The organism is Synechococcus sp. H55.9 (genome assembly GCF_047462355.1).
Lineage (GTDB): Bacteria > Cyanobacteriota > Cyanobacteriia > Thermostichales > Thermostichaceae > Thermostichus.
Genome location: NZ_JANSJB010000119.1, coordinates 1 through 1,446 on the forward strand (window position 1 = coordinate 1; position 1,446 = coordinate 1,446).

2 protein-coding genes are annotated in these 1,446 nt (G+C 63.1%); both read right to left on the reverse strand.

The annotated features are described in order from the left end of the window. Positions 1-17 precede the first annotated feature (17 nt). A complete protein-coding gene (locus tag NW857_RS11910) occupies positions 18-758 on the reverse strand; it encodes a DUF1995 family protein (protein WP_414335814.1) in 741 nt (246 codons plus the stop codon). 47 nt (positions 759-805) lie between these two features. Next, positions 806-1,270, reverse strand: a complete 465-nt coding sequence (locus NW857_RS11915) for a GUN4 domain-containing protein (RefSeq protein ID WP_414335816.1) — start codon at positions 1,268-1,270, stop codon at positions 806-808. Positions 1,271-1,446: the final 176 nt, after the last annotated feature.

The window sequence follows — 1,446 nt, forward strand, 5'->3', positions numbered from 1 at the left end:
TTGAAGCTGCGGGTCGATCAGGGGATCCCGCCCAGCCAGCGCCGCCAGCTCCACCAGGGATCCCCTCTCCTGGTGGCCCTAAACAGCTCGGCCACTTCTTCGCCGCTGGGTCGAGCCCTAAAGGTCTGGAGGACGCTGTAGAGGCCGGGCTCTTCCTGCTGCCACAGGCTCCAGGGATCCGGGTAGGCGCGAAACAGGGCTCCTTCCAGCAGCGAGCGCAGGTAGTAACTGGTCTCAAAGGTGCTCAGGAAGCGTTGCCGCAGCCGGCGCCCGGCCAGCCCCACCCCCACTGCGGCGGCATCCTGAAGTTGTGGGTTGAGGAGAACGACGGGCTTGGGATCCCGGCCTTTGGCAGCCAGCCCAGAAGGATCGCCGCCGCTCACCACCTGGCAGACCCGCTCCACCTGATCCAGGCTGTAGACTGCTGGCATTACAAACAGGACGCTCTGGTCTGGTGTAGGCTGCGTGCGGGCAGTCAGGCTTTGCAGTTGCATCCCGTCGGGAAGGGATCCCCACTCCCGCTGGGCCAGGGCTGCTCCGCCGGCATCGCTGAACAACACCAAAGCCGGTGGCGGCAGCAGCTCCAAGAACGGACGGGCTAAGACTTCCGGCTTGATGTCGGGGGCGAGGATCTCGATGAGCAGGCGGCGATACCCCGCCTGGATAGCCAGGCGTGTGGCCTGGATGGCCTGCTCGCAGGCTTGGGCCAGATCGCCGGGCAGGTGGGGAAACTGAGTCAGTTGCAGTTGTTCAGCCACAGTCTCATCCCATCAGATCCATCAGATAACAAGATTGCAACAGACGCTCAGCCGGACAAGTCTTCCCAAGCCCTGTGGGTGAGCAGTTCTTCCAGAACCCGCACCCCCCGCAGTTGGTTGGAAAGGGGCAGGTGACCTTTGGGGGCAGACAGATCCCAGGTGAACTCGTCGGGGTAGCGGGTCCAGTGGTAGCCTTGTTTCCAGCCAATCAGCGGCCAGAGGCGCTCCCAGTTGCGATTCACCCCCAGCCAGAGCTGCCGCTGCACCGAGTAGCCGAAGCGATCCCCGGAGGCCACCCGCCACAGGCGATCGATGGTGCGCAGATCCTCTGCCGGGATCCGGCTCACTTCGGAAAAGTACAGCCAGCCCCGCCGCGCCGCTCCCTCTCCCGCTGCCCGGCACAGCAATTGCAGGCTCAGCCGATCCGCTTCCAGCCAGGCTCCCGCCGCCAGCAACTCCTGGAGAGGCCGATAGTCAATGTCCAGGGCTGAAATCAGAGGGACTGTCACCATTGCCGTTGCAAAAGGTTTCTTTCGAATTCTAGTCCCTGTTGGCGGCCCACTCAGGGTTCAGGAGGATACTTGGGCGGATCCCCAAAGACGATGCGATAGCCAAGATAGGCCACCCCTAGCAACCCCGCCAGGATCCACAAGAAGGCTGAGAAGGGCATGTAGGAAAAAAAGACAAC

What these genes read in the sequence shown, in the direction of transcription:
- NW857_RS11915 (WP_414335816.1), bottom strand. Translation starts at nt 1,270, where the DNA reads ATGGTGACAGTCCCTCTGATTTCAGCCCTGGACATTGACTATCGGCCT.